The sequence below is a fragment of the Propionimicrobium lymphophilum DSM 4903 genome (assembly GCF_000423485.1).
Lineage (GTDB): Bacteria > Actinomycetota > Actinomycetes > Propionibacteriales > Propionibacteriaceae > Propionimicrobium > Propionimicrobium lymphophilum.
The window spans coordinates 449,648-475,518 of record NZ_AUIB01000001.1; the positions used below are offsets into that span (position 1 = coordinate 449,648).

The 25,871-nt window shown below is 56.8% G+C and carries 24 protein-coding genes; 14 read left to right on the forward strand and 10 right to left on the reverse strand.

Going from position 1 to position 25,871, the window contains the following annotated elements; translation table 11 throughout:
• Positions 1-87: 87 nt before the first annotated feature.
• Both G556_RS0102010 and G556_RS0102015 read left to right on the forward strand, forming a co-directional pair.
• A complete protein-coding gene (locus tag G556_RS0102010; protein WP_028821574.1) occupies positions 88-636 on the forward strand; it encodes a MerR family transcriptional regulator in 549 nt (182 codons plus the stop codon).
• A 35-nt stretch (positions 637-671) separates the two neighbouring features.
• Positions 672-1,685: a YihY/virulence factor BrkB family protein gene (locus G556_RS0102015; protein ID WP_036915404.1), complete on the forward strand. Its 1,014-nt coding sequence runs from the start codon at positions 672-674 to the stop codon at positions 1,683-1,685.
• A gap of 1 nt (position 1,686) precedes the next feature.
• Here the strand turns inward: G556_RS0102015 and G556_RS0102020 are convergent, their stop codons facing one another.
• Positions 1,687-2,901 (reverse strand): pyrophosphate--fructose-6-phosphate 1-phosphotransferase, encoded by a 1,215-nt coding sequence (locus G556_RS0102020; RefSeq protein WP_028821576.1) that lies wholly within the window; start codon positions 2,899-2,901, stop codon positions 1,687-1,689.
• A 134-nt stretch (positions 2,902-3,035) separates the two neighbouring features.
• On the opposite strand from G556_RS0102020, the gene G556_RS10920 reads away from it, so the two are divergent.
• Both G556_RS10920 and G556_RS0102030 read left to right on the forward strand, forming a co-directional pair.
• The gene (locus G556_RS10920; RefSeq protein ID WP_051176543.1) at positions 3,036-3,425 is read left to right on the forward strand and encodes a hypothetical protein; all 390 of its coding nucleotides are present in this window, start codon (positions 3,036-3,038) and stop codon (positions 3,423-3,425) included.
• Positions 3,426-3,480: 55 nt separating this feature from the next.
• Entirely contained in the window at positions 3,481-4,104 is a 624-nt protein-coding gene (locus tag G556_RS0102030) for an L-threonylcarbamoyladenylate synthase (protein ID WP_016456532.1), read from the forward strand.
• On the opposite strand, the gene G556_RS0102035 is transcribed toward G556_RS0102030, so the two are convergent.
• On the reverse strand, positions 4,105-5,007 hold the full coding sequence (locus G556_RS0102035) for a LysR family transcriptional regulator (protein WP_028821577.1): 903 nt from the start codon (positions 5,005-5,007) through the stop codon (positions 4,105-4,107).
• Between the two features lie 72 nt (positions 5,008-5,079).
• Here G556_RS0102035 and G556_RS0102040 point away from each other — a divergent pair, with 72 nt between their 5' ends.
• Both G556_RS0102040 and G556_RS0102045 read left to right on the forward strand, forming a co-directional pair.
• Positions 5,080-6,123 carry a YeiH family protein gene (locus tag G556_RS0102040; RefSeq protein ID WP_051176544.1) on the forward strand — a complete coding sequence of 348 codons (1,044 nt, stop codon included), beginning with the start codon at positions 5,080-5,082 and terminating at the stop codon, positions 6,121-6,123.
• A 65-nt stretch (positions 6,124-6,188) separates the two neighbouring features.
• Positions 6,189-7,076 (forward strand): acyl-CoA thioesterase, encoded by an 888-nt coding sequence (locus tag G556_RS0102045; protein ID WP_028821579.1) that lies wholly within the window; start codon positions 6,189-6,191, stop codon positions 7,074-7,076.
• A gap of 44 nt (positions 7,077-7,120) precedes the next feature.
• On the opposite strand, the gene G556_RS0102050 is transcribed toward G556_RS0102045, so the two are convergent.
• Both G556_RS0102050 and pepN read right to left on the reverse strand, forming a co-directional pair.
• Positions 7,121-8,380: a dihydroorotase gene (locus tag G556_RS0102050; RefSeq protein ID WP_028821580.1), complete on the reverse strand. Its 1,260-nt coding sequence runs from the start codon at positions 8,378-8,380 to the stop codon at positions 7,121-7,123.
• A gap of 105 nt (positions 8,381-8,485) precedes the next feature.
• Complete coding sequence (gene pepN, locus G556_RS0102055) at positions 8,486-11,086, reverse strand: aminopeptidase N (protein ID WP_028821581.1); 2,601 nt, start codon at positions 11,084-11,086, stop codon at positions 8,486-8,488.
• A gap of 269 nt (positions 11,087-11,355) precedes the next feature.
• Here pepN and G556_RS0102060 point away from each other — a divergent pair, with 269 nt between their 5' ends.
• Genes G556_RS0102060 through G556_RS0102070 form a run of 3 tightly spaced genes read left to right on the forward strand, consistent with a single transcriptional unit; the run spans position 11,356 to position 14,867 of the window.
• Positions 11,356-12,138: a hypothetical protein gene (locus G556_RS0102060; protein WP_028821582.1), complete on the forward strand. Its 783-nt coding sequence runs from the start codon at positions 11,356-11,358 to the stop codon at positions 12,136-12,138.
• A gap of 35 nt (positions 12,139-12,173) precedes the next feature.
• A complete protein-coding gene (ligA, locus tag G556_RS0102065) occupies positions 12,174-14,348 on the forward strand; it encodes an NAD-dependent DNA ligase LigA (RefSeq protein ID WP_051176545.1) in 2,175 nt (724 codons plus the stop codon).
• A gap of 57 nt (positions 14,349-14,405) precedes the next feature.
• A complete protein-coding gene (locus G556_RS0102070; RefSeq protein ID WP_016456524.1) occupies positions 14,406-14,867 on the forward strand; it encodes a ribose-5-phosphate isomerase in 462 nt (153 codons plus the stop codon).
• A 17-nt stretch (positions 14,868-14,884) separates the two neighbouring features.
• Here G556_RS0102070 and G556_RS0102075 read toward each other — a convergent pair whose 3' ends face one another.
• The 5 genes from G556_RS0102075 to fumC form a co-directional block, all read right to left on the reverse strand.
• On the reverse strand, positions 14,885-15,112 hold the full coding sequence (locus tag G556_RS0102075; RefSeq protein WP_155941716.1) for a hypothetical protein: 228 nt from the start codon (positions 15,110-15,112) through the stop codon (positions 14,885-14,887).
• A gap of 79 nt (positions 15,113-15,191) precedes the next feature.
• Positions 15,192-17,630: a DMSO/selenate family reductase complex A subunit gene (locus tag G556_RS0102080; RefSeq protein ID WP_211219422.1), complete on the reverse strand. Its 2,439-nt coding sequence runs from the start codon at positions 17,628-17,630 to the stop codon at positions 15,192-15,194.
• Between the two features lie 167 nt (positions 17,631-17,797).
• A complete protein-coding gene (locus tag G556_RS10925; protein WP_051176546.1) occupies positions 17,798-18,703 on the reverse strand; it encodes a TorD/DmsD family molecular chaperone in 906 nt (301 codons plus the stop codon).
• A gap of 107 nt (positions 18,704-18,810) precedes the next feature.
• The gene (locus tag G556_RS0102100; protein ID WP_028821588.1) at positions 18,811-20,133 is read right to left on the reverse strand and encodes a lactate racemase domain-containing protein; all 1,323 of its coding nucleotides are present in this window, start codon (positions 20,131-20,133) and stop codon (positions 18,811-18,813) included.
• A 130-nt stretch (positions 20,134-20,263) separates the two neighbouring features.
• Positions 20,264-21,673: a class II fumarate hydratase gene (gene fumC, locus G556_RS0102105; RefSeq protein ID WP_028821589.1), complete on the reverse strand. Its 1,410-nt coding sequence runs from the start codon at positions 21,671-21,673 to the stop codon at positions 20,264-20,266.
• A gap of 185 nt (positions 21,674-21,858) precedes the next feature.
• Between fumC and fdxA the strand changes: the two genes are divergently transcribed.
• A complete protein-coding gene (fdxA, locus tag G556_RS0102110) occupies positions 21,859-22,176 on the forward strand; it encodes a ferredoxin (protein ID WP_016456517.1) in 318 nt (105 codons plus the stop codon).
• Between the two features lie 73 nt (positions 22,177-22,249).
• Positions 22,250-23,356, forward strand: a complete 1,107-nt coding sequence (gene dapC, locus G556_RS0102115; RefSeq protein ID WP_028821590.1) for a succinyldiaminopimelate transaminase — start codon at positions 22,250-22,252, stop codon at positions 23,354-23,356.
• Here dapC and G556_RS11800 read toward each other — a convergent pair.
• Positions 23,349-24,221 carry a hypothetical protein gene (locus G556_RS11800; protein WP_028821591.1) on the reverse strand — a complete coding sequence of 291 codons (873 nt, stop codon included), beginning with the start codon at positions 24,219-24,221 and terminating at the stop codon, positions 23,349-23,351. The genes dapC and G556_RS11800 overlap by 8 nt on opposite strands.
• 192 nt (positions 24,222-24,413) lie before the next feature.
• Here G556_RS11800 and G556_RS0102125 point away from each other — a divergent pair, with 192 nt between their 5' ends.
• The 3 genes from G556_RS0102125 (at position 24,414) to G556_RS11215 (ending at position 25,817) form a co-directional block, all read left to right on the forward strand.
• The gene (locus tag G556_RS0102125; protein WP_016456514.1) at positions 24,414-25,196 is read left to right on the forward strand and encodes an LOG family protein; all 783 of its coding nucleotides are present in this window, start codon (positions 24,414-24,416) and stop codon (positions 25,194-25,196) included.
• Between the two features lie 9 nt (positions 25,197-25,205).
• Positions 25,206-25,493, forward strand: coding sequence for a DivIVA domain-containing protein (locus G556_RS09910; protein WP_051176547.1), 288 nt, complete (start codon positions 25,206-25,208; stop codon positions 25,491-25,493).
• A gap of 156 nt (positions 25,494-25,649) precedes the next feature.
• The gene (locus G556_RS11215) at positions 25,650-25,817 is read left to right on the forward strand and encodes a DUF3117 domain-containing protein (protein ID WP_016456512.1); all 168 of its coding nucleotides are present in this window, start codon (positions 25,650-25,652) and stop codon (positions 25,815-25,817) included.
• Positions 25,818-25,871: the final 54 nt, after the last annotated feature.

The following is a 25,871-nucleotide window of genomic DNA, read 5'->3' on the forward strand; positions in this document are numbered from 1 at the left end:
TTTGCGACACGAGAGGTTCAAAGAACGGGAACTTGAGACTTTTAGCTGTAGCGTTTCAACCAGCAACGAAAGAGAAAGGCTAACGACGTGAGCGCAGCGCAACAGAAGGAACGCCAAGAGGCGCTTTTCGACGGCGACTTCAGCCCGATTCCTGAAGACGTCGGCTTCCGCGGTCCTGCTGCGTGCCAGATCGTTGGCATCACCTACCGCCAGCTAGATTACTGGGCTCGCACAAAGCTCGTCGTTCCTGGCATCGCCCAGGCATCTGGCACCGGTTCGCAGAGACTCTACTCGTTCCGCGACCTACTGCTGCTCAAGGTAATCAAGCGTCTGCTGGACGCCGGCATCTCGCTTCAGCAGATTCGAGTGGCCATAGATCACCTCCGCCAGCGCGGCATCGAGGATCTGTCTCAGGTAACTTTGATGAGCGACGGCGCATCGGTTTATGAGTGCACAGACGCCAACGAGGTAGTCGACCTGCTTCAGGGCGGGCAGGGCATGTTTGCCATCGCCCTCGGCGGTGTTTGGAAGGACGTCGAGGGGACGATCGCCCAACTGCCGTCCAACGACGAAGCTTCATTCGAAGGCAAGGACGAGTTGGCCGCACGGCGGCAAGCTAAACTGACAGCAATGTAAGACTTCCGGCCCAGCTGCCGGTTAGGGGCTAGCGGGTGATCCGGATCAATAAATTGTTAAAGTGGGTTGGTCAGACCCCTGTTGTTGCCCACTTTATTCGCGCGGCGCAGCGCTACATGAACAGACTGGGCAATCAATTCGCTGGCTCAATCACTTTTTTCAGTGTGTTGGCGATCGTGCCCATTTTGATGTTTGCCTTCGCGGCTCTCGGCCTGACTCTAACCGTAATCCGTCCGCAATGGATGGGGCTGGTTCAAGAAATAATTCGTGACAATCTTATGGTTGGCCCAATCCAGGAAAAAGTCCTAGGGCTGGTTGAGGTGTACCTTTTCGGCTGGCAGCAGGTCGGTATCGTTGCCATCATCGTCGCCCTCGTCGTGGGGTCGGGCTGGATGAACAACTTAAAGAACGCGATTAGGGGAGTCACCAGCACAGACTTCGATCTGCGTGAAAGCCGCAGGTTCTTCTTGTGGGAGCCGCTGTTTAGCGCAGCAATGCTGCTGGTCCTAATGGTGTTGATTGCGGTCAGCTTCGCGCTGAGCGTCGTCGGGGTCTATTTGGCTGAACAGATAGTTCGTTGGCTGAACTTGGAGAATCTAGGATTCAGCCAGACATTCATCCAGGTTGTCTCGCTGGCTCTCGGTTGGCTTTTCATCTCGGCCATGTTCATGGTCATTTATGTTGCGCTGCCGCAGACGAAATCTCCGCGTCGAACCGTGGTCATCGGATCTGGCCTAGCCGGCGCCTGTTTCTTGGCGGTACAGGGCGCGGCAAGCATGCTGAGCGACCTATTCTCGGCGAACCGAAGCATCCAATTGTTCGGCCCGATCATCGTGACCATGCTTGTGCTCAACATCTTCGCCAGGCTGCTTCTCTTTTGGGCTTCATGGATCGCCACCGCAACCCAGCCGGCCATCGCGTACCGCTGGAGTCCCGCGGATGAACCGCTTCGAAATCGTCCGGACACGATCACGGTCCCGGGCCACTGGGAAGCGGCAGACCGGGACCGTGAATCTAATGAGGCGCTAAAGTTTCTGCGCGGCGAGTGATTTACTCGACGGCCTCAGGAGCGGGCTGACCCATGTCGGTTACCATGTCGACGAACCATTGCTGGGTGATGTCGAACGGCTTGTGGCCAGCGATGCGCTTGAAGTCGATGACGCTCAGTTCATCGTTCGCATCTTCGTCTAGGCCGACGACGCCGGCCTTGCCCTCGAGGGCCGCGTCGACAGCCATCTTGCAGGTGCGGTCGATGAGCTCGAGATCCTCCTCGCCCGAAGCTGCGGAACGAGAGAAGTAGCCGGACTTCTGAACCATAGTTTTAGCGGCGTCGAGCTTGCTAGCGAACTGCTTGCCGAACCATGCGCCAGGGTTGATCTTGTCGAGCTGTACGTGGTCGAAAGCGTCGCGCGGAACCTCTTCGCCGGCAGCCTCCATGGAAGCGACGATCTCAGGAACGCCAGCGCCTTCGGAGATGAAGATGTTAACGTTGCCGACGGTGTCCATGATCTTCTTGAGACGCTTTGCTTCCTCGTCAAGATCGATGTGCATCTCGGGCAGGTAGATCGCGTGCACGTCCCAAGCCTCGCGCGACAGGCCGATCTCGGGCAGCCAAGTCTGCTGATCGAGCCATTCACGGTAGTAGCGGGTAGCCTCCGCGGCCAAGTAGCCACAGTTGCGGCCCATGATCTCGTGTACGATCAGCTCGCGCGGAGCTGCGTTGTGCTCGGCGATGACGTTCTTCGCGTAGTCGGCAGCCTGCTGGGCGGCGGTCCAAGCGCCGAGACTCTGCTTGATCGGGAAGATGTCGTTGTCGATGGTCTTGGGCAGGCCGACGACGGTCAGATCGAAGTTGTTGTCCTTCAGGTAAGCGGCCAGATCGGCGGCGGTGGTGTTGGTGTCGTCGCCACCGATGGTGTGCAGCACCTGAACGCCATCCTCAACAAGCTGCTTTGCGGCCACTTCAAGGGGGTTCTCGCCTTCTGTGACCAGACCGCGCTTCACGCAGTCCTTGACGTTGGTCAGCTTCACTCGCGAGTTACCGATGGGGGATCCGCCGAACCCGTAAAGCGTGTCTGCATTCTCGCGCACGACGTCGGTGACCGGAATCGAGTTGCCCTTAAGAAGGCCCTCGTAGCCGTATAGGTAGGCGATGATCTCGGTCTCTGGAGACTTCTCGGTGTAGTACTTGATCAGCCCAGCGACTGCCGAGGATAGGCAGGGCGCGAAACCGCCAGCGGTGAGGAGTCCAACTTTTTTAGCCATGTTTTCTCTTTCTGTAACTAGAGGAGTGAATAGGCGTTACTTGGTTACAAATTCAATTCTAGCCGGGAACAACCGTTAAAACATCCCTTGTCTTTTGGCAGAATTACCAATGTCTGCTTGCTAGGAGAACTTTAATGTCGAATGAACGTGGGTTGAGCCTTTCTACCTTGACCGCTTGTTTGCTACCTGCTTTTGTCATTGTCGCAGGTCTCGGCATCGACGGTGCCGCCCAGGTTGCCGCGAATCGGAAGGCCGAGGCAATCGCGTCTTCCGCCGCCAGAGCCGGGATGGATGCCAGCGCGGCCTCGCGAATTCAGGGCGACATGGGCAGCTACTTCGCCGTTAGTGCCGCCAAAGATTACGTCTCTAAGTACTCGAACCTAAACGCGGATGTGAGCGTGGCAGAAAGTGGCGAACTGAACGTCGTGACTAAGGGGAGGACGCAGACGATATTTCTTTCGATCATCGGTGTGGATCAACTCGAGTGCAGGGGAGAGGCTAGCGTCGATCTGTTCTCCAGCTAGCCGAAAAGTTGGCGGTTTTGCCTAGCTGCGCGCCCGAGCCGGCTAGCATTGGGTAATGGCAGAATATCTTCAGGTTCATCCAGTAAACCCGCAACATCGCGCGCTGGTGCGCACTGCCGAAGCATTACGTGACGGCGCAGTCATCGCTTATCCGACGGACTCCGGTTTCGCTTTGGGCACTCGTTTAGGTAATCAAGAGGGCGTCCAGCGAATTCAACAAATCAGAGACTTGGACGAGAAGCACAACCACACGCTCGTGGTCAGTGAATTCGCCCAAATCGGCAAGTATGTCGAGATGGGCAACAGCGTCTTTCGGGCAATCAAAGCGGCCACACCGGGGCGCTATACCTTCATCCTGAAAGCCAGCAGGGACGTGCCAAGGATGGTGCAAAACCATAAGCGCAAGACCGTCGGCGTTAGGGTGCCAGATCACGTGACCACGCTCGCGCTCCTAGACGAGCTGAACGAACCCTTGGTTTCCTCAAGCCTCATCCTCCCCGGCGAAACGGAGGCCATGTCGGATGGGGAACTCATCAAGGAGAGGCTCGAGCACGACGTCGATATCATTCTCGATTCAGGCGACGTGATTCCGGACCCGACGACGGTTGTCGACTTTACGGTCGAGGATGCCCCGCATATTGCTCGTCTCGGGTCGGGCGATCCGAGCCTTTTCGAGTAGCTAGCTTCCCGACGCGGCGTCGGCGCAGATAGCTCTTAAGAAGCTAGCCGCCGGGCCGCGTGGGGGAGTCTCGAGCGGCCAAACTGCCCTAATCGGGCGGGAGAATAGCTGTCTTGACTCGAGGCCAACTTCCGTGACAACGCCGACTTTTATCGCTCCTGCGACGGCCCTTCGGCTCATCACGGTTGGACCAGCGCCCGCGGCCACGTTCGCGAGCACCACAGAGTTGCTGCTTGCCACGATCGCAGGTGCAACATGTTCGGAGCCTAGAGCTAGCTCAAGGACCTCGCGCGTGCCGGAGCCCTCCTCGCGCAGTACCAGTGGGGTGTTAGCGAGCTTTTTGAGGCTGATTGGGCTGCGCCTGCGAGCCCAGGGGTGAGACGCGGCTACTACTAACACGAGCTGGTCGTGGCCGAGCATCAGCGACGCCAAGCGTTCGTCTAGGTGAGGCGACTCGATGATGCCAAGGCGTGTGTCACCCTCGAGCACCCTGGACATTATCTGAGAGGAATTGTGCACCGACATCTGTACGTTAACGCCAGGGTTCTTGACCTGAAATTTGGTTAGCCAGCCGGGTGCGTAGCATTCCGCAACCGTTTGAGAGGCCATAATTTCCAGGTTGTTTGCGATGTCGCTCTGCAGGCTGGCGACGGCGGCATTGAATTCGGTTCCAGCCCTAAGCAGCGGTTCCGCCCACTGCGCGATTAACGCACCGGTCTTCGACAGCCTGGACCCAGAATGGGAGCGCAGCAGAATATTTTGGTTTAGCCTGCGCTCGAGTTGCAAGATCGCGCGCGATGCGTTGGGCTGGGCCATGCCACAGGCCGTCGCCGCTTGAGACAGGCTGCCCGTCTGGCCGACGAGGATGATTAGTTGGAGAACCTGGAGGTTTGGCCACGACATATCTAAAGTATATGGCCGTCATAGTTATTTGAGAATTCCGTAGCCTGTGGAGAAGGTAAATAATTATCTTACGTGACTGTGACTCAAAAACCGCTCGCGCGAATCGGCTCGAAATCGTCCTCGGTTCTAACCCAATTCCGTAGTTTCCTTCCGGGGCTTGCGCTGATCGCGGCCCTGACGCTGATAGCGATGGCAATAAACAACTTCATCCCCATCATCAGCGCCTTGCTGATAGCCATCGTTTTGGGTGCTGTGGCGGCTAATGTTCACGAGACCCCGGCCGCATTCTGGCCTGGGATTAACTTCGCATCAAAACACCTGCTTCGCTCAGGAATCATTCTTCTTGGCCTGCAGGTGACGTTGTCTTCGCTGGCGGCTCTCGGGTGGCAGCGCCTAGTGCTCGTCGTGCTGATCGTCTCCCTCGGCGTGAGCTCGACGATTGCGATCGGGCGAATGATGAAAATGTCTAATACTCTCGTCGGTGTTATCGCATGTGGCTTCTCCATCTGCGGAGCTGCAGCCGTTGCTGGGGCTAAGGACGTAGTCGGCGCCAAAGATAACGAGACGGCGACCGCGCTTGCCTTGGTAGTTGTCTTCGGCACCTTATGCATCCCGATTCTTCCTGCTCTCTGTTCACTGTTCGGGCTGGATCCGGCGAGCGCAGGAACCTGGGTTGGTGGGAGCGTGCATGAGGTAGCTCAGGTCGTCGCTGCGGGAGCCGCGCTCGGCGAACCGGCAATGACGATCGCTATCGAGGTGAAACTCGCACGCGTCGTCTGCCTCGCCGGAGTCGTTGCCGTCCTCGGCCTGCTTCGCCGTCGTAAGGGCAGCGGTGTGGCTGATCTCGAGGGCAAGATGCCCCCGCTCATCCCTGGCTTCGTGCTCGGTTTCTTGGCGATGGTCATAATCGGTTCGCTCCTGCCCATTCCCGCACCAGTTCTTGGCGGTGCGAAGATCCTCCAAACCGCGTTGTTGGCCATGGCGATGACCGGTCTTGGGTTCGGCATTCGTGTCGACGAGCTGATCAGAGTTGGCCACAAGCCGGTGCTGTTGGGCTTGATTGCGTCAATCATCGTTTCGGTGGTCTCGCTCGGCGGAGCCATGCTGCTCGCCTAGTCCCTGCCCGGTTTAGCGCTTTAGCTAGAGCACAAAAATGCCCAGAACGTGGCATGCTAGAGGTTATGCCGAAGACCACTTCTGAGTTACTAGACCTGCTAGACCTAACAGAAACGTCGCCCGATGTGTTTTCCGGTTCGCAGCCGGACACCATAATGCAGCGAACGTATGGCGGGCAGGTAATGGCCCAGGCGATAGTGGCTGCATACAAGACGCTCCCCGAAGATCGCAGGATGCATTCCATGCACGCTTTCTTCCTGAGGCCCGGAAACGCTCACGTTCCGATCACCTACAAGGCAAGTAGGCTGCGTGATGGAAGGACGTTCTCGACGCGCAGGGTCGCCGCCAGCCAAGAAAAAGACATCTTCGGCATGTCCGCCTCGTTTCACCACATGGAGGATAGCCGGCTGAACCACCAGGACGAACTGCCCAGCCCAACTCCGCCGCCGGAAAAATGCCCCAGGCTAGTTGACTTCATGAACGCCGCATATGGTGAGCACCCGATGTGGCACGAATGGGACGCTCTGGACGTGAGGTTCGCAGGAGATTCCGCGGGAAATGGCAGCCCCAAGCTGCCGAAAATTCCGGTCCACAGCCACAAATCCCACATGAGGGTCTGGATTAAAACTCAAGAAAAGCTTCCCGACGACTACGCGATTCACCAAGCGATTTTGGCGTATGCGAGCGATCTGACCCTGCTTTCGGTGACGACCGTGCCGCACTCCGTAGCTTTTATGTCCACGAAGATCCAGACCGCGTCGATCGACCATGCGATGTGGTTCCACAGACAAGGCAGGGCAGACGAGTGGCTGCTCTACGACATGATCTCACCCTCTGCCAGCCATGCGCTCGGGTACGGCACCGGCAGGCTGTTTCAGGACGGAAAACTGATCGCCTCCTGCGCCCAGGAGGGCCTGGTTCGTGAGGTTGAGAACCGGCCTATCTTAAGCTGAATTTAAGACGGGACCGCCGAAACCGGCGGGCCCGTCTCTAGCTATTAAGCCGAATGCGAGTAGGTGATCTGGCCCAGGCAGAGCGTCAACTCGATCGGATCGGGCAAATCCAGGCCGTGATACGGGTTGTTGCGGCCCTTCGATGCCGACTTCTCACGGTCTACGACTGCGCGTCGGGTTGGCTCGATTAGAGTCAGGTTTGCGGGCTGGCCGGGCTCGACCGGACGGCCCTGGTTGCTGATCCTGCCTAGTTGCGCCGGGCGGTAGCTGAGAATATCCGCGACCTTTTCCCAACCGATTAGGCCCGGGTTGACCAAGGTCTCGATGACCACAGCAAGAGACTGCTCGAGGGCAATCATGCCGGGTTTGGCGTCCGGGAAAGAATGAGATTTATCGGCAACTGTATGCGGGGCATGGTCCGTTCCTACGATATCGATGATTCCATCTGCTAACCCGTTGCGGATGCTCATGACGTCGTCCTCTCCGCGCAGGGGCGGATTCACCTTGAACGAGGTGTCGAGGCCGAGCAGCTTTTCGCTGGTCAAGAGCAAGTGGTGGGGTGTGGCTTCGGCGCTCATCCGCACGCCGCGAGCCTTCGCCCAGCGCACAACAGCCAGTGACTGCGCAGTTGAGATGTGGCATGCGTGCACGCGCGCGCCGGTCAGCTCCGAGAGCATGGCATCGCGAGCGATGATCGAAGACTCCGCCGGCCACGGCCAACCAGGCAGCCCTAGTTCCTCGGCGATCGACGCCTCATCTGCGCAGGATTTGGCCGTCGCCAGGTTGTGATCCTGGCTGTGCTGAGCTACCAGCAGATTATGCTTGGCGGCCGCTTCGAGAGCTCGCCGCATGAGAGAGGCATCCATGACGCATTTGCCGTCGTCGCTGAGCACTTTAACGCCAGCCGCGGCTAGTGCATCGATGTCGTTTAGCTCCTTGCCTTCCAGGCCTTTGGTGATGGATGCAATGACCTCGACCTGAGCGCTGGCATTCTTCGCGCGTCGACGCATGTCCTCGACGCGCTCAACGCTATCGGTGACGGGGGAGGTGTTGGCCATCGCGAACACGGCGGTGTAACCACCGGCCGCTGCGGCTGCGGTGCCGGTCTCGATCGTCTCGGCCTCCTCGCCGCCAGGTTCGCGCAGGTGCGTGTGCAGATCCACCAGACCTGGAAGAGCAATCAAACCGTCCGCCGATATCTCCTTGGCTCCAGAGGGCTTTTCCGCGACGAACCTATCGCCGCTGACGTAAATATCCCGCTTGGTTCCATCCGCTAGCTGTGCACCTTTAATAACCAGTTCCATGAACCGAAATCTACCCAATTCATAGCGCCTTTATGCGATCGGCAAGGCGTTGCGGAAAAAATAAGAGGGCCACCGAACGGTGACCCTCTTATCTAGAACAAAAACTTAAGCGTTCTCGGCGTCTAGCTGCTGCGCCTTGATCGCGCGCTTGCTCAACGAGATTTCCTCGCTGAGCACGCGCATGGCCTCATCTGGAACCTTGTGGCTGGCGATGAAGGCTTGCAACCTATCGAGCCAGGCCTCGTCCGCTACGGTGTAGGGCCACAAATTGCTAAGCGCGGTGGTGCGAATAACGTGTCCGCGGCGCGCCCAGATGGAATCGGGCTGGCACATCTGCTCGAGAATTTCGAGGTACTTGTCTGCGTACGTCGCGGTGATGTCCTCCTGGCCGTAATTCCAGAAGTTCTCCGAAATCTCGGTGTATGTGTGGTTGGGCAGATCCTCGACCTCGGTCAGCTGTGCCCAGGCGTCAGCCTTAGCTGCTGCGTCCTTGAGGCAAGCGCGGGCCCCGGCGGCAGATTGTGCGCCAGAGATCGTGTTGTCTGCCTCAAGCTCCTTGGCGATCAGTGCCTCGTCGGCGACGCCGATGCGTGCCAGAGACTTGATGATCAGCCAACGTCGATCCGAATCGATGGGCAGACCCTCTGGGACGTCCTCGCCCTTCAGCCACCCCTGGAGCAGGTCGGCACCTGCGGGAGATCCGATCGCGTTGACCAGAGCGTCCGCGAACGCCAACTGGCTGTCCGAACCGGGCTGCGCGTGCATCAGGTGTTCGGTCAGGCCAGCCACGAGCGTTGCCTTGCGGTTAGCCCTGTTGTTCGGGTGAGAGTAACTGCTAGCAGCAACGGATAGCTGAGCTAGCTCGTTGCGAATCGCGGAGTCGTCGTCCTCGCCGGCAAGACCCTGAAGAACGATATTTAAGAATTCCTTCGAGGGCAGCTCGGCATCTCGAAGAGCATTGTTCATGGCGGTCCAAACCATTACGCGGGCCATCGGATCCGGCATGTCCTTCAGGTGCTTCGATGCAGTTGCCATGCTGGCCTCGTCGAGGCGTACCTTCACATAGCCCAGGTCGCGGTCGTTCAGCAGCACCAGGTCCGGAGCCTTGCGTCCGACCAAAGCTGCGATCGGGGTGCTGGAACCGTGCACGTCCACAGGCATGCTTTCGGTTGCGACGAGCTTGCCGTCCTCCGTCAGCTCGTAAAGACCAATCGCGATCTTGTGGGTGCGCAACGTGTCGTGCTTTTTCGGAGCCTTCTGGATCACCTCGAAGTTAGTGATGGTGCCGTCATCGTCGAGGTCGAGCTTGGGATAGATAGTGTTGACGCCTGCGGTTTGCAGCCAATCGCTGGTGAAACCGCTCAGGTCTTTACCGCTAGCTTTCTCGAGCGCGCTCAGCAGATCGTCGAACTCGGTGTTGCCCCAGGCGTGCTCCTCGAAGTATTCACGCACACCGCTCAGGAAGTTATCCTCGCCGACCAAGCTGACTAGCTGCTTGAGGACGCTTGCGCCCTTTGCGTAGGTGATGCCGTCGAAGTTCTGGTCTACGGCGTCCAGATCCACCATCTCGTTGGCTATGGGGTGGGTGCTGGGCAGCTGATCTGCGCGATAGGCCCATGCCTTGCGGGCGTTGGCGAAGGTGACCCACGGGTTGCGGCCGCCGTATTTCTTAGCGATTTCGCCCTGACAGAAGTAGGCAGACCACTCGGCGAAGCTCTCGTTTAGCCAAATGTCGTTCCACCACTTCATGGTCACCAGGTCGCCAAACCACATGTGAGCCAACTCATGCAGAATCGTATTGTCGCGGGCGTCGTAGCGGTCAACGCTAACCTTTGAGCGGAACAAGTACTGATCGCGGAAAGTGACGCAACCGACGTTCTCCATCGCGCCGAAGTTGAACTCGGGAACGAAAATCTGGTCGTACTTCTCGAAGGCGTATTCGCGTCCGAAGGCCTCTTCGTAAACCTCGAAGCCGCGTTGTGCAGCCTCTAGGATGCGATCGGCGTCCAGGTATTGCGCCATCGACGGGCGGCAAACGACGGCCGCTGGGATGTCGCCCTTAATCGATTTAATGGTGCCCTGCTCGACGTGGTATTCGCCAGCAACCAGGGCAGTCAGGTAGGTCGAGATGGGCGGGGTGGGCGAGAACGTCCATTTGGCCATATCGCCGTCGAGGATCTCCGGCTTCGGAGTCGGGGAGTTCGAAATGGCCACCCAATGGGCAGGGGCGATAAGAGTCAGCTGGAAGGTTGCCTTCAAATCGGGCTGTTCGAAAGTTGCGTACATGCGTCGAGCGTCCGCGCTCTCAAACTGTGAGTACAAGCTGATCTTGCCGTCGGTCGGGTCGACGAAGCGGTGCAGGCCCTCACCGGTACGTGAATAGCGCATTAGGGAAGTTACCGTCAGCTCGTGGTCCCCCTTGCTGGGAGAGAGCTCGAGACGGCTGCCCTGGTAAGAAGAAACGTCGATCGGCTCCGAATCCAGATACGCCGAGAGGACGCGCTCGCCGATGACGTCGATCCAAGTCGGCTCGCCGGTGCTAGAGAACCTAGCAGTGGTGGTCTGGACGAAAGTGGTATCGGGGGATTCGAGCTGGCTGCCATCAGGGTAGCGCCCACTCAGGTCGACTACGACTTCGTACGACTTTGTAGCGATCTGCTTAGATCGTTCTTGAGCCTGCGCTCGAGTAATGTTTTCTATGCTCATGCCATGCTTCCTGAAGTTTTGTACTGTCCAGCGAATAACCTCAAACGGACTCACGCGCCTTACTAAATAGCCGAACTCGACGTTGGTTTAAGAAGTCGAGCAGCCGCAATTGGTTATGCAAGCAACGTTTAATTTTAGCCTAAGGGAAAAATTTCCTAGCCAGCGGGTACATCGCCGAGCATCATTAATGCGATTATCACATCTAATAACCGCTATAGTGAGATTCAAATCAATCGGGTTTTACACGAATATTCCGTTAGGGGAAATGAATGACAAGCGGACGGGTCAAGCGTGCCGAACGGTTCGCGGATTCTGAAGCGTATCGCGAACAGCCTGCTCCCCGCAGGGCGTTGTTGATTTCCCAAGAAGATTCCCCTCAGCCTTATGCAGTAGCCAGGCGTGCCCTCGTGGAACCCAGCAGGCGCTCGTTAGAGGTGCCTGAACTGACCGAGGAACAGCTCCGTAACCTTCGAAAGGCCAGGCGAGGCGCTCCTGTTAGGGCGCTGCTCGACCGTCTGCTGGACGGCATCGACAACTCCGCTCGCAGGGGGCTGGTGGATCCTGGCGACGCCGTGGCAGGCGAACTCCTGCGACTTTCCGAGCTTGACCCAAGGTGGGGATTCGTCCAGGCCGTGCGTTACGAGGACGATAAACCGGTGCTAGATCATTGGGTGGTCGGGCCTGGTGGTATCTATCTGCTCAGCGCAAAGACACATCCGGGGTCGAGGCTGTACGTCGCGGGCGATAACTTTCTCGTAGACGGCAAGGATGCACCTTATGTTCCACAGGCCCGTGAAAATGCTCTTCGAGGCGCCGAAGAAATTTCGAGCAATATGCGCTGGGACCTGGACGTCATGGGCGTGATTGTCCCCGTTAACGACCGCAAACTAACGGTTGATCAGCAACCGTATGCGGTCGAGGTTATGGCAGATGATGGTCTGGCCGAATGGCTGGTTAACCGCCCCGAAGAACTAACAAAACAGCAGATAATCGCTGCTTACAACGCAGCCCGGAGCAAATCCGAGTGGCGACCCAAGCGCGGGGAATTCTAATCTGCCGATTAGTCAGCCAATGGCACAATTGAGTTGTGGCTGATTTACGTATCGAATCCGATTCTTTGTCGGATCCATCTTCCGCTGATTCGCGCAGGTGGACAGAGCTAGTCGACATCATTGAGCGCGCCCAAGATAGCTATTACGGCAAGGACGATCCGATCCTGTCCGACGCACGCTACGACGAGCTCTTTTCCGAGCTGGTCGACCTAGAAGATAAGTTCCCTAGCCTTCGAACCCCCGACAGCCCGACTCAGCGGGTAGGTCAGCCTCAAGAAGAGACGCCGTTTGCGCCCGTAGAACATCTACAGAGGCTCTATTCACTGGAGGACGTCTTCAGCGTCGACGAGCTTAAGGACTGGATCTCGAAAACCCAGGCTGCTCTTGCAGGGGAAAGCATCGAGTGGCTTTGCGAGCTAAAGATCGATGGTCTTTCAGTTGACCTCGTATATCGAGATGGAGTTCTGGTTTCGGCCGCCACGCGAGGCGACGGAGTCGTCGGCGAGGAAATCACTGCCAATGTCCGCACCATCCCCATCATCCCGCAAAACCTGGAGGGCCACGATTGGCCCGAGGTGCTCGAGGTCCGGGGCGAAGTATTCCTTGGGGTCAAGGAATTCAATGAATTGAACGAGAAGCGCGCCGAGATTAATGAGCAAAACGAGAGGGAATATCGGGCGTTGCCCGAGGGCAAGGCGAAGCGCAAGCCGGCTAAGCTGCACATCTTTGCTAATCCGCGCAACGCTGCCGCAGGATCTCTGAGGCAAAAAGATCCGAAGGTTACGGCATCCAGGCCGCTGACGATGCTCACGCACGGCATCGGAGAGTTTTCCGAGCAGCGTCCCAGCAGGCAAAGCGAAGCGTATGGGCTGCTTGCCGGCTGGGGCTTGCCGATAGCCGAAGAGAACAAGGTGGTTTCGTCCGTCGACGAGGTGCTCAAATACGTGCGCCACTTTGGCGAGCACCGCCACGATCTGAGCCATGAGATCGATGGAATCGTCGTCAAGGTGAACGATCTGGCTCAGCAGGGCCGTCTCGGCTACACCAGTCGAGTGCCCAGGTGGGCGGTCGCATATAAGTTTCCGCCCGAAGAGGTGAATACGAAGCTTCTGGACATCGATGTGCAGGTAGGACGAACCGGGCGAGTGACCCCTTTCGCGGTTATGGAACCTGTGCGGGTTGCTGGCTCAACGGTCGAGAGGGCCACACTGCACAACGCTTTCGAGGTGGTGCGGAAAGGGCTACTCATCGGCGACACAGTCGTATTACGAAAGGCCGGTGACGTCATTCCAGAGGTGGTTGGCCCGGTCGAGTCGCTGCGCGACGGCAGCGAGACTGAATTCGAGATGCCTGAAGACTGCCCGTCGTGCGGCACGAAGCTGCGCCCGGAGAAGGAATCCGACAAGGACATCCGTTGTCCCAATTCGCAGACGTGCCCAGCGCAGCTCGTGGAGAGACTTTTTGGCCTGGCATCCAGGGGTGCCTTGGACATCGAAGCGCTAGGGGAGAAGGCTGCTCGCTCGCTCATCGACGCTGAGGTGATTAAAAACGAGGCGGAGCTTTTCGATCTAACCGAGGATGATCTGACTAAATGCGATTTCTTCCTGCGCAAGGAAGAATCGAAGGACGCCGACGGCAAGGCAGTCACGTCGTTTGTGCTCGGCAAGAACGGGCAGCGCCTGCTGGAAAACCTGCAAGAGGCCAAGGATAAGCCGCTGTGGCGAGTGCTGGTCGCGCTTTCCATCAGGCACGTGGGGCCTACTGCTGCTCAAGCCATCGCTGCCCAATTCGGGTCTATGGACGCAATTCGCCAGGGGAGCATCAGCGAGTTGGTTGAGGTCGAAGGCGTAGGCGAGATAATCGCGGAATCGCTGAAGAGCTGGTTCGAGGTTGACTGGCACCGCGAGATCGTAGAGAAATGGTCTGCGGCTGGTGTAAGAATGGCTGAGGAGACCTCGACGAACGACCCACAGACCCTCGAGGGGCTGAGCATTGTTGTCACTGGTAGCCTCGAGAACTTCACTCGCGATAGCGTTAAGGAGGCCATCGTCGGCCACGGCGGAAAGGCAACTTCGTCAGTGAGTAAGAAGACCGATTACGTCGTCGTAGGAGCTAACGCTGGCTCCAAAGCCGACAAAGCGGAAAAGCTGGGAATCCCCATCCTCAACGAGGAAGAGTTAATAAAACTCATCGAGGGCGGGAAACGATAAAACCAGTAAAATTTAGTATCGACGAATTCGACCCGATGGGTCTGAAAGGATCTAGTCATGCGTGTACACATTGGAACCGACCATGCCGCCTTCGAAATGAAGAATTACCTGGTCGAGAAGCTGCGTGAGGAAGGATACGAGGTAATCGACCACGGGCCGGCCGAGTACGATGCTCAAGACGACTACCCCGACTACATCATCCCCACTGCAGAGGCAACGGTTGCCGAGTTTGGCGATGGCGCACTGGGTGTCGTACTTGGTGGTTCGGGCAACGGCGAGCAGATCGCGGCCAACAAGGTTAAGGGCTGCCGTGCTGCTCTCGCAGACTGCGTCGAACTTGCAGAGCTGGCCCGCGAGCATAACAACGCCAACGTCATTTCGCTGGGTGGACGATTCGTGTCCAACGAATTGGCGCTAGAAATCGTCAAGACCTTCTTGACCACCAAGTTCAGCGACGAGGAGCGTCACTCCAGGCGAATCCAGAAGATGACCGACTACGAGAACGAAAAGTGCAAGTAGTCAGCTAGAAGCTAACCCTACTGGCCCCGAATTCGGGCTATCAGATAAGGCAAGACCTCGTCCTCGCGCAACGTTGGGGACGAGGTCTTTTCTTCTTCAGCCCTGCCCAGGCCGCGCGCGCGCAGGGCTCGATCGCGGTCCACCATTCGAGTAATGCCGTCCCTGCCGAGGTCTCGGGAATGCTTGCGCGCGCCAGCATCTCTCGACCCTTGCTGTTCAACGCGGCTACTGTGCTGCTTGGGCATTCCCATTCCCCTCGAGTAGTAATAAGAAGTCTAGTCTGGAACTAAACGTCTATCTGATGTGGTAAATGCCGCAATCAGTCTATTTGGCTTTACTCTTTTCAACTTGAGCGAGCGCAGTGTTTGCCGGGTTGCCCTTTGCAAGTGGGGAAGGACGGTATTTGGTTAACAGGTTTACGCTGCCGCCTCGGTCAATGCCATCCTTGTCGGGTTCATACCAAGCCCCCTGAGGAACGGAAATGACTCCAGGGACAATACGTGTCGTGACCTGAGCAGGAATGCGCATTCGTCCACGATCGTTGAAGACGTCCACCATGTCATCGTTCTCGATGCCGCGTGCCTGAGCATCGATCGGGTTGATCCACACCCTCTGCGGGTGCGCCTCTTTAGACTTCGGCAAGTTAGCGTAAGAGGAGTGCGTCCGGCCCTTGTAGTGGTGCCCGATCAACTGCAAAGGATACTTTTCGTTTTCTTTGGCTTGGCCAGGGCCCTCCCAAGTCTCAATGTGCTCAGGAAGGGCAGTTAATCTTTGGCCGAGTGTGCCATCGAACTCCCAGGTTTTAGACATTTCCCAAAGCCGGTTAGAAAAGATTTCAATTTTTCCTGACGGCGTCTTTAGCGGATTAGCTTCGGGGTCCTCCCTAAAATCCTTCATGGAGACGAACGGAACATCCGTGTGTCGTCTCCACATGCCGACCTTTCGGAATTCTTCAGGTTCGGGAAGAGTGGGTTCCTTCTTTTTCGATTCTTCCCACAGCCACATGCGCCACTCCTCTTGCGTGCGGCCCTGGGTGAACTCTTCCTCGATTCCCAGGCGCTTAGCGATTTCCGTGCACATCTCGTAGCCCGTCTTGCAGTCGTATAGAGGTTCGATTGCCTTATCTGCCCAGATGGCCCATCCCATATCGCCGCAAGACATTCCAGGAATTAAATCCTGCTCCTCGAAGTTAGTCGTCGAGGGGAGCACCATGTCAGCCCATTTGACGCTGTCAGTGTGCTGGTGATCAATAACGAGAATAAACTCAGCCTTCGATGTGTCCGAGAGCGTCTTGTAGGTCTGGTTCAAATCGTTGTGCTGATTCGTCAAGCAGTTCGACGCGTTAACGACCATCAGTTTGATTCCGACGTCAAGCTTGTCTTTGCCGCGGACCCCGTCTTTAGTCGCCGTCATTTGCTCGCCGTGATCGATGGCGTCGATCCAATTGAAACAAGAGATCTGAGTTTTGACGGGTGGTTCTTTGCCCTCTTGCAAGGGGAACTTGGCGATTTTTGCCTGGGAGTTTCCTTCTCGCGCCCCGTTTCCGCCGCCATGTATGCCAGGATTTCCCGTGACGCACGCAAGCAGGAAGACAGCTCGAGACGCGTTTTCACCGTTAGCTGAACGCTGTAGCCCCCATCCTTGAGTAATCGCGACGGGTTTCGTGGTGGCAATTTCGCGAGCCAACTGACGGATCTTCTGCGCAGGGACGCCACAAATCTTAGCTGCCCATTCCGGGGTCTTCGCGATGCCATCGGGGCCTTTACCTTCAAGGTAGGCGCGGTAGGAGTTGTTCGCAGGGACGCCTTCGGGCATCGTGTGTTCGTCGAATCCGATGCAGTATTTGTCGAGGAATTCTTGGTCTTGCAAGTTTTCCTCAAGCATGGCGTAGATCATGCCTGCGATTAATGCTGCATCGGTGCCAGGACGAAGTGCGATCCATTCGTCAGCGATCGTTAACGCAGTTTCTGAATATCGTGGATCGATGACGATGGTTCGGATGCCGTGGTCTTTGCGAACCTTTGTGACGACGCCCGTTTCCCCACCACCAGACATTCTGGTCTCGAGTGGGTTGTTTCCGAACATAACCTGCAATTTGGTGTTTTTGGCGTCCTCGAACGAGTTCGAAGGCGTCCATTCCCCATAAAAATAGGGGAAAGCGGCAGTGATCTGAGCCGTAGAGTAATCGCCGTATTGTCCGAGGAAACCACCGAAGCAGTTCAAAAGCCTGGGCCAGGTGCCACGCTTAGTGATATTTCCGCCGGTGGATCCTGTCCCGTAGTGATACCAAATAGCTTCGTTGCCGTATGTCTCTTTGACCCTCTTCAGTTCGGAAGCGATGGTGTCGAACGCCTCTTCCCAAGAGATCTGCACCCATTTATCCTCGCCACGCTTTCCCGCGCGTTTCATCGGGTGCTTAATCCTGTCGGGGGAGTAGATGCGCTCTCTCTGGTTGCGGCCACGGACGCACGCAATGTTGCGGAGATTGTTGAGTTCGTTGCCGCCTGTGTTGTCAGGCAATACCCGAACGACTTTTCCGTCCTTAACCTGAAGGCGAAGCGCACATCTCGACTGGCAGTTAACCAGGCAAGCGTTCCAAACCGTGCGGTCTACGTCGACCCTGCCGGTTCCGTTTGGCACTAGTTCATCGCTGGGATGAGAGTAGGGGCTCGGCTGTTTCGAGCACGCTACTAGACCGGTGGCAGCGCCTGCTGCGGCAGACCACTTCAAAAAGGAACGGCGACTCGGCAACTTACTGCTCATGGTCATCCTCGCTTACGAATTGCCAATAACTATTTTCGCTAATTCTATTAACTGGAAGCGTAGATTTCTGCCAGTAAAAAGGTTAAAAACGCCACTTCCAGAAATGCGAAAAATATCTGCAATAACGCAGGCAAATATTGAAAAGGTTTTGCTTAGGCTGGCCTTAATTAGCTGACTAATTCCTTTGCGGATACCAGCGCTTTTTCTAGCGTCTTGCTCGTCGGCAGAATGCTCAGCCTGCGGAGGGGTGCCTGTTCGTCGGCTGGCGCGTCTTGCGGCAGGTTGAGCTTGATCACGGTCTCGTCGGTTTCAGTTGTATCTGAGAGCGAGGTCAAGGTCTGCGGTTTATCGTGGCAGCAGCACCCGTCATTGGATAGTGCTCCACAGGAAAGAAGAGCTCTAGCCCACAAAAGTATGGTGCCGAGCGTCAGAAGTTCCATGCCTTTGACCCAGTGTGTTTGGGCAGCCTGCGTCGCCTCGGCCAACATCTGAGGCGCCCACTGCAGCAGGTGGTCTCGCGTGAAATCAGCGGCTATCCACGTCAGGCGGGTGGCTTCCTGCTGGTCTCCACTGGTCAAGGCTTGGTGTGCGCGCAGGCAAGCGGTCATCAGGAAGTTGATTTCCAGACCGATGTGGTCGTCCGGCTCTGAGTTTAGCTTCGGAGCCTCGAGGTCAAGCTTGCGGTAACACTCGCGGACGGCCAACGTTTCTAGATCGAAAACAAGGCCATCGGGGCTGCGGTGCACCGACTCGAACGGTGGCACTTTAGAAGTGGACGAAATGCCGTAGAGCAGGTCTTGGTCATGAAAGCGCTGGTCGTAAGTCTCGACGCTGTCTGATGACGCCTGAAGCTGGTTAAGCCCCAAATCCGTAAGCTGCATTCCATTTTTAGTCAACTGATTTTCGCAGTCTTGATCGTCTGATAGTTTGGCGCCTGCCTCGCGAGGTAGCGGCCACTCGTTGAGTATCGCCGTCACCGCTTCGAAAATCTCGTCGCTAGCAGGCTCCAGTTGAATAGAACTCAGCGCCGAGAACGCCGCTGCGAAGGCTTCAAGACGATCGGTGGAAAGCATTTTGCTCCTAAAAACTATTGGGACGCAGCCAGAATACTTGACGCTGTGAAACTTAGGCTAAAAACTAGGGGAGGGCCGCGAAGGCCCTCCCCTCAAGAACTCGAGAACTACTTGTACAGTTCTGGATCTCCGCTGATTTGTGATGGATCCTTTAGCCTATGCAGCAGCTCCCCGGCGTTGTGCACGATTAGGACATCCGGGTCCTTCTCTAGCTCGTCGAAATCGAGTGAATCCGGATCCACGTATTCCTTGTTGTAGATGGCGCATTCCTCCGGAGGAATCTTGGATGCGAAAGCGCAGGTTATGCGGTTTTTCTCCTCGCCCGTCTCGGGGTCATACGTGCCTAATCCCGTGACGTGCGTAGAGTGCGCAAGCTCGCCCCAAGGATGATCCTTAAACTTGTCCCACTGCTTCACGAAGTAATCACGGTTGTGATAGCCAATCTTGCGTAGCCCCGGGTGCATGTCTGCGACGCTGCAGATGTGTGGCGCGTAGAGAATCACTTTTCCGCCATCGGCGCAGACGGGCTCGAGTTTGTAGAAGCCTTTAGCGGCCGTCCAGAAGTCTTCATACATTTCGGGCATCATCGAGACGATTAATTTGTATGGTTTGTCGCACCACTTGATGTGCACCTTCTGAGATACCTCTGCGCAGGCTTCCCAGGCCGTCTTCAAGTCTCCGAAGCTCAAGAATTGGTTATCCAGAGTTCCTGGTTTGACGATCATTCCGATCAGATACTTGGGCGCGGGAATCATGTCTGCCGCAGCGTCGATCATCTTTCGCACGGGCGTGACCCCGAACGAGCCGATCATTTCGTAACAGGTGATCAAAGCTCCGACCCAATGGGACATGTCGATCACGTCGTGGCCGGACAGTCCGGGGAAAAAATACTTATTGCCGCCCGAAATGCCCACGACCTCGTGGGGGAGAACCGGCCCGATCACTAGGTTCACATCCGTGTCGACCACCATCTTGTTTACGATGACGTGCATGTCTCTGTCGGTGAGGCGGCCGCCGGAGAGCTCGCCAATTTCTTTGCGATCGATGGTGCCCAAGTTCGCGAAGGTGTTCTCGTCCCACCACTCGTGGTTGAAGATCTGCCACCCGGGGTAGGTCTCCGAGAACTTGCCTGGCTCACAACCAGTCAAAGACGCAATAGCGTCGTCATCCATAGCCGCGTGCGTGCCAGCGGCGATCACTACGCGAACGTCCTTCGGACGATCTTTAAGCGCGTCTCTGACAAATCCAAGGATCCTGGCTACGGGAGCGTGACGGGTCCCATCTGGAATGACTATTGTGAGGCGCTTGCCGTCGACGTCGAAATCAGCGAGCTGGGCTTCTATGAAGTCGCGTTCTTCGTCGTGGTTTAAAACTTTGTCGGCGCCGCCGACGCTGGCGGCCGGTGTCATACCTGGGTAGAGCTGTGTCATAACCCTACTTTGGCCCCAAGGCGTCGGAAAATCACGCGGTGGCCGTTAGTTGTCGTAATGATCAGGTGATTTAGGTAAAGAAAATGGTGACCGCGAACGTGTCGCGGCCACCATTCAAATGATTTATCGACTAGTCCTCAGCGGGGCTGGGATGAGTCATGTCAGCGGGGACAACCCACTTGTCGTACTCTTCCTCAGTCAGGAAGCCGGACTCCAGAGCCGATTCCTTAAGGGTGAGGCCCTTCTTGTGCGCGTTCTTAGCGATCGCTGCGGCCTTGTCGTAACCGATGTGACGGTTCAGCGCGGTGACCTGCATGAGGTTGGAATCCAGGTTGGCCTGAATCTTCTCGCGGTTGGGCTCAATGCCGTAGGCGCAGTGCTCGTCGAAGGAAACGCAGGTGTCGCCCAGCAACTGGATGGATTCCAGCACGCACCAAGCCATGACCGGCTTGTAGACGTTGAGCTGGAAGTTGCCCTGCGAACCGGCGAAGCCGACTGTTGCGTCGTTGCCGAAGACCTTGGTGGCGACCATGGTCATGGCCTCGCACTGGGTCGGGTTGACCTTACCCGGCATGATGGAGCTGCCCGGCTCGTTCTCAGGAATGATCAGCTCGCCGAAGCCGTTGCGCGGGCCGGAGGCGTACCAACGAACGTCGTTGGCGATCTTCATCAGCGCGTCTGCGAGGGTGCGCAGCGAGGACGAAACCTGAACCAGCGCGTCGTGGGCAGAAAGCGAAGCGAACAGGTTGTCCGCCTGCTTGAACTCCAGGCCGGTCTCCTCGCTGATCTTCTTAGCGCAAAGCGCGCCGAACTCCGGGTGGGCGTTCAGGCCGGTGCCGACTGCGGTTCCGCCGATGGCGAGCTCACGGGCGCGGGAGTCAGCGTAACGGATGCCGTCGAGGGCGAAATCGATCTGGGCAACCCAGCTGCTGATTACCTGACCGAGCATGATCGGGGTAGCGTCCTGCAGGTGGGTGCGGCCGACCATCACGACGTCGGCGAATTCCTTAGCCTTCTTGTCCAACGTGTCGCGAAGCTGCTTAACATCGGGCAGCAGCTTCTCGTTCAGCTGGTTAACTACCGCGATGTGCATGGCGGTCGGGAAGGTGTCATTGGAGCTCTGGCCGCGGTTCACGTGGTCGTTGGGGTGAACCGGAGACTTGGTGCCCATCTCGCCGCCGGCGATCTCGATGGCGCGGTTGCTGATCACCTCGTTGGTGTTCATGTTGGACTGAGTGCCCGAACCGGTCTGGAAAACAACCAGCGGGAACTCTTCGTCGAGCTTGCCTGCGATGACCTCGTCTGCGGCCTGAGCGACCAGCTTCGAGATTTCCTCGGGAAGCTCGCCTAGCTCGCCGTTGGCAAGGGCAGCCGACTTCTTGAGGATGCCCAATGCCTTGATCATGGGTCGTTTCCAAACGAACGTCGGACGTCCGATGTTGAAGTTCTGGATGCTGCGCTGCGTCTGGGCGCCCCAGTAGTGGTTAGCGGGCACCTCGATTGTGCCCATAGAATCTTTTTCAGTTCTGGTGTTTGCCATGCCTAAAGCCTACCCAGATTTCGTTTTCAATGAGAGGGTACCCCGTCGAGTTGGCGGCAACGCGCGTGAATACTCCGGGGTTTCGTGAGGATATGCTTAGCAAAATGATCGTTCGGTTAACGCTTGTGCAGGGATACACTGAACCAATAAAGATATCTTTTACGACTAGATAGCGGAGTATCAATATGACCTACGTAATCGGATTGCCGTGCGTGGACGTTAAGGACCGCGCATGCGTTGAAGAATGTCCCGTCGATTGCATCTACGAGGGCGAGCGCACCCTATACATCCACCCGGACGAGTGCGTAGACTGCGGCGCCTGCGAGCCTGTCTGCCCGACCGAGGCCATTTACTACGAGGACGATCTACCGGAAGACATGGAGGAGTGGGCTGACATCAACGCCAGCTTCTTCGACCAGCTCGGTTCGCCGGGCGGCGCTTCCTCTGAGGGCCCCCAGGATTACGACGAGCCCCGAGTGGCAGCACTACCGCCACAGGCCTAGAGCAACAACTTTTTGAGATACGGGACGCTTCGGCGTCCCGTATTTTTATTTCGAGCAATATACTCAAGGCTCTATAGCTAGGAGAAACATGTTGCTGTCTGAAACCCTGCCGCAATTTCCTTGGGATACGCTGTCTGCTGCTAAGGCGAAAGCACAATCTCATCCGGATGGGATCGTCGATCTTTCCATTGGTACTCCCGCCGACCCTGTTCCCCAGGTGGTTTTGGACGCGCTTGCTGACGCGGGTGCTCGCTGGCACGGTTACCCGACGGTGCAGGGCACTCCACGGCTGCAGGAGGCCATAACCGGTTATCTGAGCCGCCGGTGGAATTCCGTTCCGCTGACCGAGGCCAATGTGCTTCCCGTAATGGGCACTAAGGAACTTGTTGCATGGTTGCCGATTCAGGCGGGTGTTCAGCCCGGTCAGACCGTCGTTATTCCCGAAATCGCCTATCCGACCTATGAGGTCGGGGCGTTGCTGGCGAAAGCTGAGGTCGTTCGTTGTGACGACCCCGATAACTTGTCTGAGGCCCCGTCACTAATCTGGCTGAACACTCCGGCAAATCCGCATGGCGCGATCGTTTTGGCTGATTTGCTGAGGCGTTGGGTGGCGTACGCTCGGGAAACTGGCGCTTTGTTGGTTAGCGACGAATGCTATGGCGAGTTTGCCTGGGACGCCAAGTCATTCAGTCTTCTGGACCCAGAGATAAACGGTGGCTCTCTTGCCAACCTGCTCGCCTGCTTCTCGCTTTCTAAGCGCTCGAATATGGCTGGTTACCGAGCCGGTTTCGTTGCTGGTTGCCCGCGGATAATTAAGGAACTTCTGGCCATTCGAAAGCACGCGGGTGCAATGGTTGCCGGTCCTGTCCAGGAGGCCATGGCGGCCGCCCTCGATGACGACGAACACGTTAGCATCCAGCGCGATCGCTACATTCGAAGGCGAAACAAGCTTTCTGAGGCGTTACAGAACGCGGGTTTCCAGATAGATCATTCTGAGGGCTCGCTTTATCTGTGGGCGACGAGGGGAATCCCAGCTAGAGAAACTGTCGATTGGCTGGCCCAGCGCGGCATCCTGACCGCGCCAGGTGACTTTTACAATGAGCCCGATCCGACGCACGTGAGAATCGGCTTGACCGCCCTTGATGATCGAATCGAAGCCGCTTGCGAGCGCCTTAGTTAGCTTCGGCGGGTCTGAGCAATAGCGTCGCTCGCCAGGAACTCTCCTCGGGACTCGGCGTTTCTGAGGATTGCCATTGCTGATAGCTATCTGGCGACATCGTCCAGTGGTGGTCGTTTGTTGAGGCAGCGACGAGTCCGGCTTGCTGCCCGAGCATCTGTGAGAGCTGAGCCACCGCCCAAGTGGTGGATTTGCTTCCGGCTTGCACCGTAATTGTTGAGCCATCCTGGGCTACCAGCAGCGCATCGGCCCAAACGCGATTGAAGAAATCCGTCAGTTTAGTTGGGTCTGCAGGATTTTCCTGCTGATCTACGCAGCTGATTGCTGCTGGGCTAAAGCCGGCTAGCGCACTTGCCCACGCTCTAGCGTCCTGCTCGTGCTTGCGATATTCGTTCGGATGATTGGAACGTTGAACTTCTTGGGCGACGTCGTTGATGTCCCCATTTTGCCAATCGGGAACGGTAACTAGGTGGTCATAAAAAGCCCCCGCGGAATACCAAGGGTCCATGATCTGTTCTTGCGTTCCCCAGCCCTGTGACGGACGCTGCTGGAATAAACCAATGGAGTCGAGGTCTCCGTAGTCAAGGTTTCTGAGCATGGATTCTTGCATCGCGGTGGTTAACGCGATGGTCGCGGCTCGCGCTGGCAAGCCCCTGCGGATCGATTCTCCCACGATAATCGCCGCATTCTGGGCCTGATCGTAGTCGAGATAGGCGCTGTGTTCCTCGACGCTGACTTGGCATCCCTGGGCGGGTTTGTCTGGCCTGGCATCGCCGCGGCCGGCGAAAAAGCTCGCGACCGTCGCCACCAGAGCTGCTAGCACCACGATGGAGATGGCAGCTATAGACAGATCTTTGGTTTTGCTCATGAAAGATCCGTGAGGGTCGTGCGAAAAGAAGCCATGCATTGAACTTTAGCCGACTCGTCCAGACAGGTAAGCGGTCGAGGGGTTCGGAAGATCGATGTGCATAGTGGAAGAAAGAATGTCTAATTAAATTCACCGTCCATTAACGACTTCGAAAGCAGCTCGATTGCAGTATTTGGCAGAATGGATACCGATATGAATGAGAAATTTGATGAGACTATCGAGAGTTTCGATAACGCTCCGGTGCCCAGCGGTGATTCTGTAGCCCAGGGGCCGGTGATCCGACGTGGCTCACAAGTACAGGCGACCACAACTGAGCAGCGTCTGCTACAGACCCAAAGCGATCACGACTGGTTACACTCCGACCCCTGGCGTGTGCTGCGAATTCAAGCCGAATTCGTCGAAGGATTCGGAACTCTGGCCGATGTTGGTGACGCCATCAGCATATTTGGCTCGGCACGCAGCAAGCCGGGCAGCAAGCACTACGAGGACGCCTTAGAGATCGGCAAGCGTCTCGCCCAGAATGGCTACGCGGTAATCACCGGTGGCGGTCCAGGCATAATGGAGGCAGTGAACAAAGGAGCCTCCAAAGCAGACGGAGTATCTATCGGGCTTGGAATTGAACTGCCCTTTGAGTCTTCCTTAAACGAATACGTGAACTTGGGCATCAACTTCCGTTACTTCTTCGCCAGGAAAATGATGTTCCTGAAGTATGCCCAAGGCTTCGTCGTCATGCCCGGTGGCTTCGGCACAATGGACGAGCTGTTCGAGGCGCTGACCTTGGTTCAGACCGGCAAAACCGGGCATTTCCCGATCGTGCTGTTCGGCACAGACTACTGGTCGGGTCTCGTGGACTGGATGGAGAAGAACATCCTAACCAATGGCTACATAAGCGAACCGGACATGCATCTGTTCAAGCTGACTGACGACATCGAAGAGACTGTGGAATTTGTCACTAGTGGCGAAATCACGGATTAGGGGACATTCATGGCTTGGCTATTTGCCGTAATAATTCTTGGTGTTTTGGCGGTAGCGCTTGCGGTTTCCAGCGGCAAGCTGGGTGGTCAGGCGCCGCTTATGGACCAAACGCCAAGGCTGGATTTGCCTGCGAGGGAGCTGACCTCCGATGACCTAAATAACGTCTCTTTCGACGTCGTTGTTCGCGGATATAGCCCTCATCAGGTAGACGAGCTGCTGGACCGGCTGACGGATCAGTTGTCGGGGAAGCAGCTCGACGATGCGAAATTCGAACAAGTAGAAAACGATATCCCCTAAGACGGTCATCCGGTTACCTAATGTCGGCTAACATTATGTGCGTTTTTGCCCGAGATTTGGCCCCATCCACGATAATGGAAATAATAATTCAGCGACGTCTAGAGTGTTTAACCCGACAAATGCTGAACCGTATTTTTCAAGAAGTGTGAGGGTGCTATGGCAGCAATGAAACCGCGTACCGGAGATGGCCCGATGGAAGTGGTAAAAGAAGGCAAGGGCCTTGTCATGCGTCTTCCAGTCGACGGGGGCGGTCGTTTGGTCGTTGAGATCAACGAGGAAGAAGCAGCCGAGCTAAAGAAATGCCTGGACGGCATCGTTAAATAGCTTGAAAAGTAAAGCGGCCACACGTTGCGTGTGGCCGCCTTACTTTGTCTAGGA

Excerpts from the sequence above, each read along its gene's own strand:
- G556_RS10925 (WP_051176546.1), bottom strand. The coding sequence starts at position 18,703 with ATGCTTTCCACCGATCGTCTTGAAGCCTTCGCAGCGGCGTTCTCGGCG.
- G556_RS0102125 (WP_016456514.1), top strand. The coding sequence starts at position 24,414 with ATGAATGAGAAATTTGATGAGACTATCGAGAGTTTCGATAACGCTCCG.
- G556_RS0102070 (WP_016456524.1), top strand. The coding sequence starts at position 14,406 with ATGCGTGTACACATTGGAACCGACCATGCCGCCTTCGAAATGAAGAAT.
- G556_RS0102080 (WP_211219422.1), bottom strand. The coding sequence starts at position 17,630 with ATGAGCAGTAAGTTGCCGAGTCGCCGTTCCTTTTTGAAGTGGTCTGCC.
- fdxA (WP_016456517.1), top strand. The coding sequence starts at position 21,859 with ATGACCTACGTAATCGGATTGCCGTGCGTGGACGTTAAGGACCGCGCA.
- G556_RS10920 (WP_051176543.1), top strand. The coding sequence starts at position 3,036 with ATGTCGAATGAACGTGGGTTGAGCCTTTCTACCTTGACCGCTTGTTTG.
- G556_RS0102075 (WP_155941716.1), bottom strand. The coding sequence starts at position 15,112 with ATGCCCAAGCAGCACAGTAGCCGCGTTGAACAGCAAGGGTCGAGAGAT.
- G556_RS0102035 (WP_028821577.1), bottom strand. The coding sequence starts at position 5,007 with ATGTCGTGGCCAAACCTCCAGGTTCTCCAACTAATCATCCTCGTCGGC.
- G556_RS11800 (WP_028821591.1), bottom strand. The coding sequence starts at position 24,221 with ATGAGCAAAACCAAAGATCTGTCTATAGCTGCCATCTCCATCGTGGTG.
- G556_RS0102100 (WP_028821588.1), bottom strand. The coding sequence starts at position 20,133 with ATGACACAGCTCTACCCAGGTATGACACCGGCCGCCAGCGTCGGCGGC.
- G556_RS0102045 (WP_028821579.1), top strand. The coding sequence starts at position 6,189 with ATGCCGAAGACCACTTCTGAGTTACTAGACCTGCTAGACCTAACAGAA.
- G556_RS09910 (WP_051176547.1), top strand. The coding sequence starts at position 25,206 with ATGGCTTGGCTATTTGCCGTAATAATTCTTGGTGTTTTGGCGGTAGCG.
- G556_RS0102030 (WP_016456532.1), top strand. The coding sequence starts at position 3,481 with ATGGCAGAATATCTTCAGGTTCATCCAGTAAACCCGCAACATCGCGCG.
- G556_RS0102060 (WP_028821582.1), top strand. The coding sequence starts at position 11,356 with ATGACAAGCGGACGGGTCAAGCGTGCCGAACGGTTCGCGGATTCTGAA.
- fumC (WP_028821589.1), bottom strand. The coding sequence starts at position 21,673 with ATGGCAAACACCAGAACTGAAAAAGATTCTATGGGCACAATCGAGGTG.
- G556_RS0102050 (WP_028821580.1), bottom strand. The coding sequence starts at position 8,380 with ATGGAACTGGTTATTAAAGGTGCACAGCTAGCGGATGGAACCAAGCGG.
- G556_RS0102020 (WP_028821576.1), bottom strand. The coding sequence starts at position 2,901 with ATGGCTAAAAAAGTTGGACTCCTCACCGCTGGCGGTTTCGCGCCCTGC.
- G556_RS11215 (WP_016456512.1), top strand. The coding sequence starts at position 25,650 with ATGGCAGCAATGAAACCGCGTACCGGAGATGGCCCGATGGAAGTGGTA.
- pepN (WP_028821581.1), bottom strand. The coding sequence starts at position 11,086 with ATGAGCATAGAAAACATTACTCGAGCGCAGGCTCAAGAACGATCTAAG.